The 17,321-nt window shown below is 40.9% G+C and carries 14 protein-coding genes and 1 tRNA gene; 5 read left to right on the forward strand and 10 right to left on the reverse strand.

The window, feature by feature from the left end; genetic code table 11:
• Nucleotides 1-33: 33 nt before the first annotated feature.
• The 8 genes from betB to ACS8FB_RS07305 all read right to left on the reverse strand — a co-directional run bounded on the left by betB (nucleotide 34) and on the right by ACS8FB_RS07305 (nucleotide 9,411).
• On the reverse strand, nucleotides 34-1,548 hold the full coding sequence (gene betB / locus ACS8FB_RS07270) for a betaine-aldehyde dehydrogenase (protein WP_439261755.1): 1,515 nt from the start codon (nucleotides 1,546-1,548) through the stop codon (nucleotides 34-36).
• 123 nt (nucleotides 1,549-1,671) lie between these two features.
• The gene (locus ACS8FB_RS07275; protein WP_439261756.1) at nucleotides 1,672-2,253 is read right to left on the reverse strand and encodes a TetR/AcrR family transcriptional regulator; all 582 of its coding nucleotides are present in this window, start codon (nucleotides 2,251-2,253) and stop codon (nucleotides 1,672-1,674) included.
• A gap of 31 nt (nucleotides 2,254-2,284) precedes the next feature.
• Nucleotides 2,285-2,629 carry a DMT family transporter gene (locus ACS8FB_RS07280; RefSeq protein WP_439261757.1) on the reverse strand — a complete coding sequence of 115 codons (345 nt, stop codon included), beginning with the start codon at nucleotides 2,627-2,629 and terminating at the stop codon, nucleotides 2,285-2,287.
• A 344-nt stretch (nucleotides 2,630-2,973) separates the two neighbouring features.
• The gene (locus ACS8FB_RS07285) at nucleotides 2,974-4,173 is read right to left on the reverse strand and encodes a globin domain-containing protein (RefSeq protein ID WP_439261758.1); all 1,200 of its coding nucleotides are present in this window, start codon (nucleotides 4,171-4,173) and stop codon (nucleotides 2,974-2,976) included.
• A gap of 428 nt (nucleotides 4,174-4,601) precedes the next feature.
• Nucleotides 4,602-5,618: a Csu type fimbrial protein gene (locus ACS8FB_RS07290; protein WP_439261759.1), complete on the reverse strand. Its 1,017-nt coding sequence runs from the start codon at nucleotides 5,616-5,618 to the stop codon at nucleotides 4,602-4,604.
• Complete coding sequence (locus ACS8FB_RS07295) at nucleotides 5,618-8,170, reverse strand: fimbria/pilus outer membrane usher protein (protein WP_439261760.1); 2,553 nt, start codon at nucleotides 8,168-8,170, stop codon at nucleotides 5,618-5,620. Before ACS8FB_RS07295 ends, ACS8FB_RS07290 begins: the two co-directional genes overlap by 1 nt.
• Entirely contained in the window at nucleotides 8,121-8,807 is a 687-nt protein-coding gene (locus ACS8FB_RS07300; protein ID WP_439261761.1) for a fimbrial biogenesis chaperone, read from the reverse strand. The genes ACS8FB_RS07295 and ACS8FB_RS07300 overlap by 50 nt, the downstream gene beginning before the upstream one ends.
• A 79-nt stretch (nucleotides 8,808-8,886) precedes the next feature.
• A complete protein-coding gene (locus ACS8FB_RS07305) occupies nucleotides 8,887-9,411 on the reverse strand; it encodes a spore coat protein U domain-containing protein (RefSeq protein WP_439261762.1) in 525 nt (174 codons plus the stop codon).
• Nucleotides 9,412-10,212: 801 nt separating this feature from the next.
• Between ACS8FB_RS07305 and ACS8FB_RS07310 the strand changes: the two genes are divergently transcribed.
• Nucleotides 10,213-10,986: a sulfite exporter TauE/SafE family protein gene (locus tag ACS8FB_RS07310; protein ID WP_439261763.1), complete on the forward strand. Its 774-nt coding sequence runs from the start codon at nucleotides 10,213-10,215 to the stop codon at nucleotides 10,984-10,986.
• Between the two features lie 119 nt (nucleotides 10,987-11,105).
• Here ACS8FB_RS07310 and ACS8FB_RS07315 read toward each other — a convergent pair whose 3' ends face one another.
• The gene (locus ACS8FB_RS07315; protein ID WP_439261764.1) at nucleotides 11,106-11,831 is read right to left on the reverse strand and encodes a GntR family transcriptional regulator; all 726 of its coding nucleotides are present in this window, start codon (nucleotides 11,829-11,831) and stop codon (nucleotides 11,106-11,108) included.
• Nucleotides 11,832-12,155: 324 nt separating this feature from the next.
• On the opposite strand from ACS8FB_RS07315, the gene ACS8FB_RS07320 reads away from it, so the two are divergent.
• From ACS8FB_RS07320 to ACS8FB_RS07335, 4 genes are all read left to right on the forward strand, one after another.
• The gene (locus ACS8FB_RS07320) at nucleotides 12,156-13,445 is read left to right on the forward strand and encodes an SLC13 family permease (protein ID WP_439261765.1); all 1,290 of its coding nucleotides are present in this window, start codon (nucleotides 12,156-12,158) and stop codon (nucleotides 13,443-13,445) included.
• Nucleotides 13,446-13,744: 299 nt separating this feature from the next.
• Nucleotides 13,745-14,776, forward strand: coding sequence for a Bug family tripartite tricarboxylate transporter substrate binding protein (locus ACS8FB_RS07325; RefSeq protein WP_439261766.1), 1,032 nt, complete (start codon nucleotides 13,745-13,747; stop codon nucleotides 14,774-14,776).
• A gap of 97 nt (nucleotides 14,777-14,873) precedes the next feature.
• Nucleotides 14,874-15,329, forward strand: coding sequence for a tripartite tricarboxylate transporter TctB family protein (locus tag ACS8FB_RS07330; RefSeq protein ID WP_439261767.1), 456 nt, complete (start codon nucleotides 14,874-14,876; stop codon nucleotides 15,327-15,329).
• Nucleotides 15,330-15,334: 5 nt separating this feature from the next.
• Nucleotides 15,335-16,837 (forward strand): tripartite tricarboxylate transporter permease, encoded by a 1,503-nt coding sequence (locus ACS8FB_RS07335; RefSeq protein WP_439261768.1) that lies wholly within the window; start codon nucleotides 15,335-15,337, stop codon nucleotides 16,835-16,837.
• Between the two features lie 335 nt (nucleotides 16,838-17,172).
• Here ACS8FB_RS07335 and ACS8FB_RS07340 read toward each other — a convergent pair.
• A tRNA-Val gene (locus ACS8FB_RS07340) sits at nucleotides 17,173-17,249 on the reverse strand.
• Nucleotides 17,250-17,321: the final 72 nt, after the last annotated feature.

Below are 17,321 nucleotides of genomic sequence, written 5' to 3' on the forward strand. Positions count from 1 at the left end.
CTTACTGATTAAGAATTTTCTCAATACAGTTTATTAAAATACCGATTCAAACGCACCCAACTCTACTTGGATAGATTTGGTCTGTGTATAGTGCTCAAGGGCTTCAATACCATTCTCACGGCCAATACCCGAATGCTTATAACCACCCACTGGCATTTGCGCAGGTGATTCACCCCACGTATTTAGCCAGCAAATACCCGCTTCAATCTGACCGATTACTCGATGTGCGCGAGTCAAATCAGCGGTCACGACCCCTGCTGCCAAGCCGTACTCGGTATCATTGGCACGGCGAATGACTTCTTCTTCGGTCTCATAAGTCAATATCGACATCACTGGGCCAAAGATTTCCTCGCGTACAATAGTCATATCATCGCTGCAATCGGTGAACACAGTTGGTGCGACAAACGCGCCATTGGCAAGTTCGCCTGAGGTGATACGTTCGCCGCCAGTCAATACACGCGCGCCGCCCTCTTTACCTTGCTCGATATAGCCAAGCACTCTCTCCATGTGCGTAAAGCTGACCATTGGACCCATATTGATGTTCTCGTCCATTGGATCGCCGAGCTTAATACGCTCAACACGCGTTAAGATAGCTTGCTCAAACTTGGCTTGTAGCGCTTTAGGGATAAACACGCGCGTGCCATTGGTACAGACCTGACCACTGCTATAAAAGTTCGCCATCATTGCGATGTCAGCAGCGGTATCGATGTCAGCGTCTTCAAATATGATTAATGGTGACTTACCACCAAGCTCTAAGGTCACGTCTTTAAGCGACGATGATGCTGCGCTCGACATGACTTTTTTACCAGTCGGCACACCGCCCGTAAACGATACTTTGGCGATATCAGGATGCTGGGTTAATGCTTCGCCCACTTCGTAATTACCTTGCACGACGTTAAAAACGCCATCTGGCAAACCCGCTTCGGTAAATATTTCTGCTAGTTTTAAAGCAGTTAATGGCGTGACTTCTGATGGTTTAAAAATCATCGCATTACCTGCGGCCAATGCAGGTGCAGCTTTCCACATGGCGATTTGAATAGGATAGTTCCACGCACCAATACCGGCGACGACGCCGAGTGGCTCCTGACGCGTATAAACAAAGCTGCTATCACGCAGCGGAATCTGACGACCTTCAATCATTGGTGCAAGCCCTGCATAATATTCAACGACATCAGCACCGGTTACGATATCGACATACTTGGTCTCAGAGTAAGCTTTACCCGTGTCTTTGGTCTCAAGTAACGCCAGAACATCATTACGCTCGCGCAATATCTCAACTGCCTTTGACAAAATACGGCCGCGCTCAACTGCTGTCATCGCTGCCCATAGTTTTTGGCCTTGTTGCGCCGCTTTTACCGCTTCATTAATCTGCTCAGCAGTCGTTTGCTGAATGGTCGCCAGCACCTCACCAGTCGCTGGATTAATATCGTCAAAGGTAGTTAACGAGTCGTCGACAGCCAGATAACGACCGTTAATATAAGCGGTCTGCGTTTGTGTTAAATCAATAATGTCTTGTAAATTATTTACGTTTGTCTGAGTAGTTGTCATAAGTTTTCCTTAGGGCGACTGAAGCTTTATAAAAAAGCGTTAAGTAAATCATGCCGTCATGGGTTAAAGGTTAAATTTTCTGCGTGCGTGTTATTGATCAAAGCTGTTTGTCAAAATCAGTTATCAAGGCTGTTTATCAAAGTCTTGCTGCGTCATATTTATCAGGCGCTTACGCAATGAGATTTTGTCCGAGATATCGATACCTGAAAAGTCCGAGAGCCAAATACCATCGGCAACCAGACGCACCATACATAGCGTTTCAGTATTGTCGGTATCAGCGTGCTTTTTTAGCTGCTCATTTGACCACTCAGCCCAACGTTCACGCAGCATCCGATCTCCTAGCATCAGCACATACAGCGTGGCTTGGCTATTAAACTCGGCTTGGCCTTTTTCGCCCAAGCTAATCGTGGCATCGATATAAGCGCGGGTAAAAGAGCCATAGCGGACAGGGTCCTTTGCCATGGCTTGATTAACTTCTGCCTCAAACTTGGCCATCGCGTCATAAAACACCTCCAAGATAAGCGCATCTTTGGTAGCAAAATGATGCATCACTCCGCCTTTGGTCACGCCGACAGCATCCGCCACCGCTTGAAAGGTCACTTTAGATAAACCCTGCTCTAGCGTGATACGTGCTGCCTCATCAAGCAGCGCCCGCCGTACGAGTTCTGGCTGTTTTTTACGTTTATGCGCGTTCTGTATTTCCATTTTTATTTCCATGTTCATTTTCCCCTACCTGTCAGTGCACCACAGAATTAGACAGTAAGTTCATCACCACCACACCACCAACAATCATCGCAATGCCTACCACTGCTGCTGTATCAAGGCTTTGCTTAAAAAATACGATACCAACGAGCGAGGTCAGCACGATACCCAGTCCACCCCACAGCGCATAAGCGATGCCAAGTGGAATGGTCTTGAGGGTTTGGGTCAATAAATAAAACGAGATGGCATAAAGCACACCCATAATCAGGGTTGGCACCAAACGCGTAAATTGCTCTGACTTGACTAAAAACGTCGTGCCAACCACTTCACAAATGATAGCAATCGCGAGATAACCGTAAGCAATAGTGGTAGGACTCATAATTAAATTACCTGTTTTAAATCAAGCATATTCTCTCGATTGAGCGTAAAAGGGCCAATAATAAAATGTATCAATACATTTTAAAGAAACCATACAGACGGTATTTTATACAAATATTCCAGTAATGTGAAGGGTAAGTTTTTATCATTTGTCATTTATACAGCAGATAACGACGTACATTTAAAATGAGCAGAGAAAAATACGCTTCTCAAATATTACGCGAGTTAAACAAAAAATAGAGTCATACCTAAACGTGGATGACTTTAATACCATCCAATAAACCGTTTAAATATCACTCTATTATTTTATATAGTAATGTAATTAGTTATATTTTATCTACAAAACTAAGCCAGCTCTAAGCTCATCTTAGGACCGAATGGCTCATAACGAACATTGTCTACTCCATGCTCGAGTTTCATCAGCCCATCAATCATACTTTCCATAAATGGCATCGACCCGCACACATAAATATCAGCAGGCTTTGGTAGAGTAGCAAGATAACGTTCATCAAGTATTTGTCCCGCGTCAAAATAGAAAATATTTTTTTCAACGTTTGCTGCTGACTCTAAAAGCTTATCAACCTCAATATCAAAGGCGTGATGATGTTTATTTTGGCAAGCATATACCCAAATGATAGGTCGCTGTGAGTTCGCAGTTACTTGCGCCTCTAACATCGATAAGATGGGCGTAACACCAACGCCAGCACTAATCAGTACTAATGGCACATCGTTTTGCTGCACCATATCTTGGTTGAGCTCAAAGTCACCAGCAGGGGCAGATAATAAAATGGTATCGCCGACCTCTACCTCATCATGTAAATGGTTGGAGACCAAACCATAATGCTCATTGCGATTGTCGCGTCTGACGGCAAACTGAATGCCTGTATCAGTGTTGGCAGAATATAAAGAGTAATGACGTAGTGCAACATGATCACTGTCTTTTGGATCTGTTTTTACCGTGATATATTGACCAGCAGTAAGGTTGAGCTTACTTAGGTCAATGTCTTGACTGTCCTCTGCATTATCATTGACAGGAACGACGGTAAAGGCGGCGATATCGGTGGCTGCAGCCACCTTTTCAACGACCTTAAAGGGCGCAAAACCTTCCCACATTTCTTGCTTATACATGCTCTTTTCGAGCTGAATAAAGACGCCAGCAATCTCATCATAAGCTTCAGTCCAAGCGTCGATGATGTCGTCATTAGCCGCCTCCCCTAACACTTCCTTTATCGCGCCAAGTAGATGCTTACCTACGATCGGATAATGCTCTGGCAAGATCTGTAAGGCGCGGTGCTTATGACTGATTTGGGTTACTTGCGGTAGCAAAATAGCCAAGTTTTCAAGGTGCTTGGCAGCGGCCAAAACTGTGGTCGCAAGGGCAGTCTGCTGGCGACCTAGCTTTTGATTGGTCTCGTTAAAAATGTCTAACAGCTCAGGATGCTCTTCAAACATATTATGATAAAACACGGTGGTAATCGCAGTGCCATGCTCTTCAAGCACAGGTACGGTTGCTTTTACAATCTCTATCGTTTTTGGTGACGCCATGATATTTTCCTTGATGTTTCATTATATTGATAAGTTGAGGTACTGACACCGGTAACAGCGCCTAAAGTTTTGAGTATTAATCAAATCTTGTTAGAACGATTACTCAAAGTATAATTCGCCTATTTCTTAAAAGTTCATTTAAAATGAATCTTATATTATTTCTATAAAAATATCAATCTGTATTGCGGTCATGTCTGCTTCTACTTTTACTACAGCTCATGTTTATAGGCATAAAAAAAGCCCCAATCTTTAAAATTAGGGCTTTCGAATCTGGTAGGCGTAACTAGATTCGAGATAGCGACCTCTACTATGTAAAGGTAGGTCAAGTAACCGCTCTTAAATGATAGAATGTTACCTATACTGCTTATAAGCTTCTAGATAACGATATATTGATAATATGTTAATGTACATTAAACCGTAAGTAATGGTTAATAATTTACGTTAATGGTTACTATGTCAGAATAAACATCAGGTTTTACATCGGTATTTGGTACAGTCACGTATACAGTATGTGTTTGGGATGTGCCATTGCCTTGACCTGCGACGCCATTGGTTAAAGTAGCATAAGTGTTACCATTATTGCCCCATACCGTACCACTCTCATTCGATTGAAGTTGATAATGTACCACATCAATATCACCTCTGGTTCCCCTCATGGCTCCAACACCATTATTATTGACTACTCCCTTATACGCAGCAGGCGCTAAACCAATGTTGTAGGATGTCTCATTAGTGCAGTTGACATTGATAAGATTAGATGCTGTTCCTGATATAGGTGTAGTGGTCGCAGCAACTCTACCAAGATTTAAAGCTCCCGTTGTAGTAACAGCACAGTATGCATTAACAGAAGCCTTACTGTCATACGGAAACTCATAGGTTGAAGTTGAGTTGTCTACGGCAATACAATTGGCTGGAGCTCTCCTTCCCTCTATTGAATTGACGGTCATAACCACTTGGTTCTGAAGCGCGTAATTACCTGCAATAAGCTTGGTTTGTCCAGCAACAACCTGAGCATATACCGTAATACTACCAGTAATAGTCGTGTTGTTACTTCTCGTCAATATCAATTGTAGCGGTTCATCATCTGTAATTGGCTTAGTGAAGTTTGGGTCAGAGAATAAACTGAAAGCTAATAATGAATTACTTGGTCCGAGCAGTTCATAATGACGGTTGGAATTTAAAGGTCCAAAAGTGTAGCAAATTCGAGCAGTTGAATCACGTCCCTCACTCCCTTTGCATTCATAATTAAGAGTTGTCGAAGTCGTAGCCGAACTGGATAAAGGATCAACGACACCAAAATTTAAACTGTTGATGTTGTTTACACTACCTGACTGGGTACAACTAACGGGTCCAGAGCCAATATCAGCGAATGTAGTTGCAGGCTTAGCTAGGAAAAATATAACCAATACCATAAGAAGTATGTAATACCATTGCAGTCGTAACATTACTGTACCTTATGGCAGACAAGAGGACCTATGAGCGGAATCTCGCCACCTTGCTTGGTATAACGAAATTTTACTGTGCAAATACCATTAGAAGGCGTAGTAATCTCCAATATATTTTCCTCATCTAAAGTGTCTAGATATACTTCTCCATCAAAACCTATCACTGACGTCTGAGCCTCATCATTAGACAGTATTTTCACTTGACTACCAAGCGCAATCGGCTGATACGCGCTGTCTGTTAAAATGATAGTTGCGGAGCGGACCGGTGCAATATCAAAGGCTACCATCACTCCTGTGCAATCCATCGGCGTTGCTTCAATACTCACTTTATTGATACGCGTATCAGCAGGCAACTGCATAGGGTCAATACCAATTTTATTGTTTTGATAGGCATTAAGTGACGTTACTAGTAAGAGTCCCTGTTTATTGGTAGTACCGACGGGGTTATTTTGTAACAGAACGGGCACATTAGCGATATCTCCTGTAGATACTACGGCAAAACCATTATCTATTTGGCGAGCAGGAAATATACCGCCACCCATCATTACTAATGATCCTATACCACTGGCATAAGTAGCATACTGATTATCAATACTGCTGATTCCACCTTGTACTCGTCCGTATCGTCCAAGATAACTTAACTCAGCCAATGCACTAACACTATTATAATTTTCTATGTTTTTATCTAAAAGTGTAGCAGAGTTGGTAGCTGCGCTACGCCTTACCTGCGCACGCCAGTCAATACCGCCTGATCTTTCGACTGATTTTGAAATATCAGCAATCAAGACGTTATGCTCGTCTGTGTGTTGCATACTACTACTTATCGACATATTGCGATCCAGAGATAAAGAGGCCCCAATGGAAATATTACTATTAGCAGAATGATTAAGATCATGATTGTAATTCATGTTTAGGCTCATGCTCTGACCAAAGGCTTTAGACCAATAGGCACTAACGAATTTTGTAGACTCCATCTCAGCTTGAGCAGTCTGATTATAACTTAACCCAAAACTTCCTAAGGACTGTGAACTATAGCCAGTTGAGATTTGCTCGCTACGTCTTACAGGTGCAGCGCCATACTGTGAGCCCACATCACGGTATACACCATGAGTACCCAATGCGTTAAAACCCATACTAAATCTATTGTTATTCCAGGAATAGTTAGTACTATATTGTATACCGTTCTCTCCCTGACTCTCGCTACCAGCTATCGAAGCAAACAAAATACCACCTGCGCGTCCTAGTAGCCAAGTCCCACCAATACCTGCATTACTAAGTCCATGAACTACCTCGGCATGGGCTTCTGCGGTAAAATTATTGTTTATTCCATAACGCAATGTACCACTGGCAGCAATATTGTCATCATAATCAAAAGAGTCAATCCCATAACTTTCACGAACTGCTCCAAGCTCTAGTGACCAGTCAAGTAATTCTGGTTGTAGCAAACGATGAGTATCATATAAAGAATAATTAAGAGTCGTGCTCTGACCTAGTGCATCTGTCACCACTAGTTGAGCAGTACCGGCACCACTAATGCTAGGTGCAGATTTTAGCTCAAAAGGACCTGCGGGTACTTGGCCGCTATAGTGTTCAAGGCCATTGACATACAATTCCACCTTGGAAGGTAAGGTAGCTGACCCAAAAAATGACGGCAAAGGTGTGGTTGATCGATAGGGTTGTAGATCAAAGTTGGTACCAATCTGCAGACCTCCCAAACGTGTAGAACGCGTCCAAGACAGTGCACCTGTGAGAATATCACCTGCACGAACTGTCAGTAACTTGTCAGGGAACGACTGACTCCAGCTCGTATCCAACCTTACCGTTTGACCTTTCCATTCACCGTCAAGACTGACACTATCAGCAGAACGATTGCCAGTAGTTAAAGCAGTAGAACTAACTACACCGTGGGCATTAAACGCGCGCAATTCAGTATAAGCGCTTAGATTTTTGGCATTTTGATGGTTTTGAGTGGCATGAACATTATAGTTCAATAGAAGACCAGGTGATACGGTTGGTATCGGACGCTTGTTAGTCCGCGTATTACGAATAGTAGTATCTAAATTCAGCATACTAAGAGGCGCAATAAGCTCAAGCGACTGCCGACGCATGTCATAATCAATTTTGAGGTCAGGCAAACTATTAAGTGGAATAGTATCGTCAACATCTTGTGGTAAGATAAAGCCAAGTTGTTGTAGGATAGCAGTAGTTGCCCAAAGGCGATCGTCATGGTAGACAAAGTGAATCAGACCTTTACTTGCACCATTTAGCGTAACGTCCAAATACAAATCCAATCCAGAACTATCGTCAGGGTTATAGTGCTTCGAGTCAGGCTGTACCAGTTTATTATCGTTACTATGTAAATCGTTGGTATTGAAATTTGGGGTGTCTATAGAAGGTTTAGGTGAAAAAGCAGTGTCTTTAACAACACTGCTAGTAGAGATACCTTCAGTTGGAATTGCAGCGTGAATAGTAGAAACTGCATTACTCTGTAAAAAAAGGATTTTAGCGAGCAGTATTATCCAATGTGACGTCGGGTGTCGTCTTTTTACCATTCAGTATAACCTTGAATGTACCCTCTGAGGTTAGAACAGAGGGTGATATTTTCAGTGTCCAATACATAGTTGCACCGGGTAACACATACCCTAGCAAACCTTGATGGAGATCAAGGCTATTGCCAGCTGTATCAACAAAACTCAGACCAGACAGTTTTGCATGCCCATTACCAAGATTACTAACACGTATTTTAATCTGCTCGTTATCCGGCTGCGGATGCATACTCCACTGCAACTGCGGACTCGTCTTGTTAATTCCCAAGGGCTGTACAAACACTGGTAGTGAGTAGCTTAAAGCAAACTGTAGGCCACTCGTTTGTTCTGGTAATTTGACTGGTATCTCATTAATCAAAATCCGATAAGAACCCTCTACAGCATCTGTACCTTGTGGCGGTGCTTTGGCACGGATAATACGCACCAACTGCTGCTCACCTGGTTTTAGCTCTGTCATAGGTGGACTCACTAATAACTCTCGCGAAGGAACGAGTTGATCACCTGTATCGTCTTGCATCCATCGATGTATCCGCACTTGTGCGTTTATCACATGATTACTAGAGTTACTTAGTGTCAAACCACTAGCATTCTCTCGAGCTTGTAAGCTTAAAGAGATAGGAGAGACTTGAAGACCAGCTGCCATTGCCATACCAGAATAAAGTATGGCTCCTGCAAACAGAGTTGGGCGTACTATACGACATAACCGAAGAGCTAACATGGTATTAATAGGCTACTGATACGTTAATAGTGTCACTATAAACACCAGGTATTACGTCAGCGTCATCAGTCACTGTTAGATATATAGTGCTAGTAATACCAGTCTTGTAGTCAGTCGCTGCAGCAGTGGTAAGTGTATTACCAGTACCTCCCCAAGCAGCGCCTTCAGCTGAGCCAGAAGTCAACTTATAAGCAATTAGTTCTCCTGCAAGTTCTGAATTTCCTAAATTACCAGTACCATTGACGCTATTAGTTGATGATGGTATTAAGCTAATAGTAGCAGAGTCACCTTTAGAACAATTTACAGTTAAATCAGTAGATTGTGTTACTGCGGCAGTCGCTTGACCCGCTTCAGTATTATTAAGCGTAACAGCTAGAGGTGCTGCACTTATAGTACATATAGACTCAACCTCCATGTTAACGTCAAAGCTACTGGTTGCAGGGCTGGAAGCAGCATTCGCACTAGTAATAGCAGCTACGCTACCGAATAGAAATAAAGTTGCAGTTTTTGCAAATTTCTTAAATTGCATGGTAAATCTCCAGATATTATAAATCTTGTGGTATAAAAATAATATATAAAAACAAATAATTGTTTATTATATTCATTTACAATCGTAATTTACTTTTTATCTTACTGTAACCTTATAGTACAATTAATATACTTTAAAAGTACAAATAACATATATTTAGTTTAATAAATATACAAAAAAGCATTATATCTTGCTATTTGTGTCTATATTGTAACGTACTCTGTATACACTTGCATACTGAAATTTTCAGTTATTATTCGTCTTTTGTTTATAGTAGATTATTAGCATGATTAATATCATAAATAATGACCAGAAAACAATTTGAATATATTTTTGACAATAATACCCCTCATATACCCTTTATCTTTTATATATAACTAAACCGATGCACCTGAAATTTGAATTCGCTGAGAAAACTGCAAAGATAAATTTGTAGGTTAATTGCTTATTTAGGTTTTTGTCATGAGTAAGAAAACAAAATATTGTAAAAAGGAGTTTTTAATGGGATTTGCAGGTAGCGATATTAATGTAAGGAATGCTGTTGTATAACTAAGGTATGCAGTACAAAGTATTATTTAACTTTTTAGATGTCTTAAAGATAAATAAATTTTTATTATCATAGAGTGTCACGAAAGAACTTTCCGCTACAACCCATATTTTACAGACAAAAAAAGCCCCAATTATAAAGATTAGGGCTTTCGAATTTGGTAGGTCAAGCAACTACTCTTAAACAACATAATGCCGTACATTGATTATATTAAAAATCATCAATTGGTGTAATGCTTGAAATAGGATTTCATAGTGTCTATCGTTTTGAATATATTACAGACTATACCAAACTGGCACTTAGTAGGCTTATTTGCCGCTGGTATGATTGCTTTTATCATCTCTACTGTATCTGGTGGTGGCGGTGCCATTTTGCTGATACCAGTTACCTCTTCGATGATAGGGACAGCAGTTGCGCCCCCTGTCATTAATTTGGCTACCCTTATTAGTAACGCCTCACGGCTTTATTTATTCTGGAATGATATCGATTGGTCGTTGACCAAATACTATGTACCAAGTGCCATCGTAGGAGCATGGCTGGCAGCACTGGTCTTTAGTCGTTTAGATGCTGACTGGATTCAGTTATTGGTTGGGGTATTTTTAGTATCTACTATCTTCCAATATAAATTTGGTAAAGTAGATAAAACTTTTGATATGCCAAAAGTAGGCTTTATACCGTTGGGCTTTATCATTGCTTTTATGAGCACGTTAGTAGGTGGTCTTGGACCTATACTTAACCCTTTTTATATGAATGCTGGGCTGGAAAAAGAGAAGTTGATTGCCACCAAAACTACTAATTCCTTTTTTGTAGGTATCGTACAAATCGGTAGCTACGCTTTTTTTGGCGTATTTACTGTCAAACTTTGGGTGTATGGTCTCGTATTAGGACTAGGTGCGGTCGTTGGTAATATCATTGGCAAACGCTTTTTAACAGGAATGAGTATTAGTCAGTTTAGGATAATGCTGCTCATGCTAATGGTAATCAGTGGTCTCATCATGATTATAAGAAACATTAATGTGCTGTTCTAATAAATAATCTAAACCTAGGGGAAGCGTCTTCATCAGCTGTGAGTTAGCTCTTCACTTATTGAGTACTGCCCATTGAGCATCCTATGTTGCTTAGCTTAACTGATGACACACCATAACTATCAAATGATATTGATCTCATAACTGAACTTTTCTGCCAGTCCAAATGACTCTCTATACTCAATAGGATCACCTTCTAAATTCTTAGCAATACGGCATACCTTCACTAAGTTTTCTTGCTTAGTATTGTCCAAATAAGGGTCGATGTGATTGGTTATAAAAAACAAGGTCTCAACGGCAGATGACACAAACTGACCACATTTTGTATAGTAAAACGGATAAAGAAGGTTCTCAAAATCTTCGGGCTCTAAGGTTACAAAAGCTTCGTAACGACTTTTAGGTAGCCAAATTTTTTCACTCAGTAACACGTCATCTTCGACAACACGAACGCGCTCTATATAAATTAGCGCTTTATTTTTACCTATATCTAGTTTTTGATTAATATCATCGATAGCCTCTATCACCATGATTTTTTTGATGATACCGGTCGGCGTTACATAACCAGATTCTTTGTCACGGAACTTAAAAAACCTTAATAATGAACTTCCAAAATCTGGGCGTTTTAAAAAAGTCCCTCTACCTTGCTGCTTTATCAAAACCCCTTCGTCGACAAGTTTTTCAACCGCTTTACGCACGGTTCCTACCGATACTTGGTACTTATCAGCGAATTCTTGTTCACTAGGTAAAGGAGTGTTTTCGTCCCATTTACTCTCTGTTAGTAACGTTTGTATGTGCCATCTTACCTGCTCATATCGTGGCATTTTAAAATTCTTGAAATTATCTATCATTTATTCACCATTATGGAATTTTTATTAAATTTCTCAACTCTTCAAAACATTTTTATTACTTTAAAAAGAAGAATGTGCGCAGTTATTTTTTAAGCTCTAAACCATTTTCATGTTAATCACTTTGATATTAGCGCTAAGCTAAATTTTTCAGTCAATCTTATCTAATTCACGTTACCTTTTTTGTTATCATTCTATGCGATTAGATATGATTCTGAAGATGGACGGTTTTCTAGTGTAGAAAGCTATTTGCCCATACTTGGTCATGTTCTTTAATCTACAAACTGTATATAGCTCTACATCTACTGTTAGGACCAAGGAAAAGCCGTGACTCTCTATATTCTAGCAGCCATAGTGATATGTATTATTTTGGGCTATACCACTAAGATCAATATTGGTCTGTTTGCTATTGCATTTTCCTACCTGATCGGTTGTTTTGGTATGGGACTGAAAGCTTATGAGATTATTGAGCTATGGCCACTCAAAATCTTCTTTGTGATCTTTGCTGTGACCCTCTTTTATAACTTTCCTCTTGCTAACGGCGCTTTAGAAAAGCTGTCTAGTCATCTAATTTATAGGTGTCGCCATTTTCCAGAATTCTTGCCTTTAGTTATATTCTTTGTTGCTACGATCGTGGCAGGCTTAGGCGCCGGTTATTACACTGTCTTGGCCACGATGGCACCTATGATTCTGCTATTGTCTAAACGCACTAACTTAAACCTTGTCATTGCGACCTTATCTGTGAATTATGGCGCGCTCGCTGGTGCTAACTTTATCACTTCACAAAGTGGGGTTATCTTCAGGGAGCTGATGCGCGATGCAGGGGTTGCCAATGACAATAGCTTTACTTATGTTTTAGGAGTGTTTGCCGCTACTTTTGTAATACCTGTGATTCTACTGGGCGGCTATAGCTTGTTCAATGCCAAAAATAGCAAAATCGCGATTCAAACGACGGTGCCAGAGCCTTTTGATAGTAAACAAAAAAAATCTATTGTGCTTATTTTTATCATGATAGCTACTGTGCTTATTGTGCCCATTCTCAATCTACTCATGCCGCAAGTATCGGCGATTGAGTTTTTGAATGCTCGGATTGATATTGGTTTTATCGCTGTTATTTTTGCTTTGATCAGCCTATTTTTAAAGTTGGGTGATGAAAAAGCAGTGATTGCACTCATACCTTGGAACACGCTCATTATGATTTGTGGCGTCGGTATGCTAATTCGCCTCGGCGTAGAAGTCGGTGTCATTTACGAACTGACAGAATGGCTCAGTACCAACGTTCCTATCTGGTTAATACCGATGTTGGTCTTCGTTATCAGCGCTATTATGTCGGTATTTGCTAGTACACTTGGCGTCGTTGCTCCTACTCTATTTCCTATAGTGCTTCCCTTAGCCGTTGCCTCTGGGCTCAGTCCCTTATTGCTGTTTACCTGTATTGTTGTGGGCGCACAAAGCTCATCACTTTCTCCTTTCTCATCAGGAGGTAGTCTAATGTTAGGCGCCTCGCAAGTCGTTATAGAAAAAAACAAGCTTTTTAGTTCCCTACTATTTAAGGCTGTACCTCTAGATATTAGCGTTGGAATAATAGCCATTTTAGTAATCCAGCTTATATTCTAAAGGCTTATAAACAAGAACACCTATCAAAATTTTTTCTATATCTGACTGCAAGGTATTAATAAAAACGATGGTAAGTAGTTTTACGCCTCTCTATAATACAATAAAATTCATACAGACATACATATGTTTCTTGTCATTTCTAAAGTATTCTGTTACTTTTATGCAGTGTTAGAAAAACATATTTTGATGAAGTCTAGTAACTTTTCTAATCTGATCATAATTTCAAGCGTTAATAATTGATTATTTTGATCAGAATTCTATTGAATTTTGAGTGTGCAAATACACACAAGGAGTGTCGTGTGAAAAAGCTTTCCTATCTGGCTCTTGGCCTATCTATTCTATCTCTGACTGCCTGTAACAATGCAAACGAAACGGCTAGTACAGATGCAGCTGCGACAGATGGCTCGGGCGAGTTTACTGGGCCTTCACGTCCAGAGTGTATTGCCCCAGCAAAACCAGGTGGCGGTTTTGATTTGACTTGTAAGCTTGCTCAAGCAGGCTTAAAAGAGACTGGCATTCTAGAAGATCCTATGCGCGTGACCTATATGCCAGGCGGCGTAGGCGCTGTTGCGTATAATAAGATTGTGGCTAATGATCGCGACAATGAAGATGCCATTATTGCCTTCTCTACTGGTTCTATTCTGAATTTATCGCAAGGTAAATTTGGTAAATTTACGGAAAAAGACGTGAAATGGCTTGCAGGTGTTGGTACCGATTATGGCGCTGTTGCTGTAAATGCTGACTCAGACATCAAGTCTTTAGACGATTTGGTTGAAGTTCTAAAAACAGATCCAAAGTCAGTCAGCTTCGGTGCAGGCGGTAGTGTTGGTGGTCAGGACTGGATGCAAACTGCTATGTTAGCCAAAGCAGTTGGGGTCAATCCTAGTGATATGACTTATGTCGCAATGGAAGGTGGCGGTGAGGCAATTACAGCGGTCATGGGTAATCATATCACTGCGGTTAGTGCCGGTATTGCAGAGCTAATGCCACAAGCTAGTGCTGGTAAACTACGCGTGTTGGCTGTGTTTGCAGATGAGAGACTAGATGGCAGTATGAGCGATATTGCTACTGCCAAAGAGCAAGGCTACGATGTCACTTGGCCGGTGGTTCGTGGTTACTATATGGGTCCGGATGTGAGCCCTAGCGCTTATAACTGGTGGAAAGAGACTTTTGATAATGTCCTTGCTGATCCAAAATTTGCTGAAATACGCGAGCAGCAAGAGTTACTACCATTCTCTATGACTGGTGAGGAACTACAAGAGTACGTATACAAGCGTACTGGTGAGCTGCGCGAGTTGTCGGCTGAATACGGTCTTGTTGAAGCCCAATAACCATGGACTAAATACTAAGCATTTATAGTATTTTTCAAAGGCTAACAATGTATGCAGTTGTTAGCCTTTTTGCCTCAAAACGCAAGGAGTGTTCCTTATGACGATGGAACGTTTATTTTCTGGGCTAATGGCATTATTTAGCTTATTTTTAATCTATTTGGCTATGAGTTATGTTGCCCCTATCGCTTATGATCCTATAGGACCTCGCCCTTATCCTATTCTGATTTTCTCCCTTATGGCGTTTCTGACTTTAGTGATTGCTTTTCGCCCCGCTCGTTTTACCAAAAAAATTATTTTAGGTTACGACAAAACCGTTATTAGAAATCTAATTTTGTGCATCATTGCATTGACTGTTTATAGTCTGATATTTGAATTTTTAGGTTTTATCCTTGCAACTATACTCATGTGTTTCGCAGTCGGTCTATTATTTGCTGGTAATCCTATTAAGAGCCTGATTTTTTCAATTGTGATCAGTATCGCCTTATACGTTTTGTTCGACATGGTATTAGATGTCGTGTTACCACTTGGATTATTATCAGGGATAATGGGATAGCTATTATGGAAACCTTTAATTTTTTAATGCATGGCTTCGCTGTCGCCTCTACACCCGAAAACTTGATGATAGCCCTGGTCGGTGCTTTTATAGGTACCGTGGTCGGTATGTTGCCTGGACTTGGTCCTATTAATGGCGTGGCGATATTACTTCCCTTTGCCTTTGCGCTTGGCTTACCTCCAGAGAGTGCGCTAATTTTGCTATCGGCAGTGTATCTTGGTTGTGAATATGGGGGGCGTATTTCTGCGATTTTGCTAAACGTTCCAGGATCTGCTGCTGCTGTCATGACCTCATTGGATGGTAACCCTCTGGCTTTACAAGGTAAAGCAGGCATTGCGTTATCAATATCAGCCGTGGCTTCATTCGTTGGGGCTACTATTGCTACTATCGGTGTAGTGCTGTTTGCACCACTATTAGCTAACTGGGCAGTATCTTTTGGTCCTGCTGAATATTTTGTACTCATGGTATTTGCCATCACTTGCTTGAGTGGCTTAGTTGGCGATCAACCTATTAAGACAGCCGTTTCAGCGCTCATTGGTTTGGGTCTTGCTACGGTTGGTGTTGACGCGGTGACTGGCGTGTACCGTTTCACTTTTGACTCGGTGAATCTGTCTGATGGTATTCAATTTACCACGATTGTGATTGGCTTTTTTAGTGTCAGTGAGATTCTAATCTTGCTTGAAAGAACCTCTACTGGGCAAAAAGTTGTCGAGCAAGGTAAGCGTAGTTTATTTAACTTAAAAGAGCTGTTATTCAGCTTAGGTGCGATGTTGCGTAGTGGTGTTATGGGCTTTGTTGTTGGTATTCTGCCAGGCGCAGGCGCGACTATCGCTAGTGCTATGACTTATACCAGTGAACGTAAAATTGCTGGCGAAACTGGTAAATTTGGTGAAGGTGATCTTCGAGGTTTGGCATCTCCAGAGGCTGCGAACAATGCTTCAGCCTGTGGTTCATTTGTACCGATGCTGACTTTGGGTGTGCCAGGTTCTGGTACGACAGCCGTTATGATGGGTGCACTAACCTTATATAATATTACGCCAGGTCCACAGTTATTTACTGAGCAGCCTGATATCGTTTGGGGCTTAATTGCCTCTTTATTTATCTGTAACGTTATTTTGCTCGTAATGAACATCCCTTTAGTACGCTTTTTTGCCAAACTACTTGATGTGCCAAACTATATATTGATACCGTCTATCGCAGCGGTTAGTTTCATTGGTGTTTATTCTATCAACAGCACAACTTTCGACCTAGTATTTATGGTAGCGCTAGGCGTGTTCGGTTACTTTTTACGCAAAACAAACTTCCCATTGTCAGCGCTTATTTTGGGCTATGTACTAGGCGAGTTGATGGAAGATAATCTAAGACGCGCTTTGTCTATATCTCAAGGCGAGCTGAGTATCCTATGGAGTAGTAATATTTCGATAGTGCTATGGATATTGGCTATCTTGATGGTATTTATGCCAATAATACGTAAACTCTATCGCAGAAAATTTAGACCAGCCGTTTAGGTTTTGCTACTTTTCTTGAAATATTTTGCTATGGTGGTTGTACTTTTAGTATGGCCATCATTTTTCTAGGCTGAGTTATTGTATATCTTATAAATAACATATCCCTAATATAACCACTGTATGGCCTTAAGAAGGGACAATCGTCTCCCAATTATCAAATCCAGCAATGTAAGTACAACAGCAAACGACACTATATTGGTAACTTTATTCTTATCAAGATTGCGTTAGCCGTAGCACCATACATTATCTTCTTTATAAAAGTAGAAGCTCTCCCACTACACCCCATATTTTACAGACAAAAAAAGTCCCAATCATAAGATTGGGACTTTCGAATTTGGTAGGCATAAGCAGATTCGAACTGCTGACCTCTACCATGTCAAGGTAGCGCTCTAACCAACTGAGCTATACGCCTATTTAGGTTGAGCATTTTAGCAAGTTTTTGAGACTTTGCAAGTGTTTTCTCTCTAAACCAGAAGTTATTTTT

Origin of the sequence: Psychrobacter sp. 1U1, from assembly GCF_051847535.1 — a bacterium.
Taxonomy (GTDB): Bacteria; Pseudomonadota; Gammaproteobacteria; order Pseudomonadales; family Moraxellaceae; genus Psychrobacter; species Psychrobacter saeujeotis.